The 274-nt window shown below is 58.0% G+C and carries 2 rRNA genes; both read left to right on the top strand.

Annotation, left to right across the window (positions count from 1 at the left end):
• Positions 1 to 78, top strand: a 23S ribosomal RNA gene (locus AC0T7J_RS25580); the annotation flags it as partial.
• 91 nt (positions 79 to 169) lie between these two features.
• A 5S ribosomal RNA gene (rrf, locus tag AC0T7J_RS25575) occupies positions 170 to 274 on the top strand; the annotation flags it as partial.

The raw sequence follows: 274 nt of genomic DNA, 5'->3' as shown, positions 1-274 counted from the left end.
CGACGTTGATAGGCCGGGTGTGTAAGCGCAGCGATGCGTTGAGCTAACCGGTACTAATGACCCGTGAGGCTTAACCTTACAACGCCAGAGGCGTTTTTGAGAGACACAATTTTCAGCCTGTACCGGACATATCTGCGCGGCCTTAGTGGCGGCGCGGAGACAGAATTTGCCTGGCGGCTTTAGCGCGGTGGTCCCACCTGACCCCATGCCGAACTCAGAAGTGAAACGCCGTAGCGCCGATGGTAGTGTGGGGTCTCCCCATGCGAGAGTAGGG

The organism is Pantoea sp. E956-1 (genome assembly GCF_982223955.1).
Note: the sequence above shows the minus strand (reverse complement) of the source record. Positions and strands in the feature narration are given on the sequence as shown.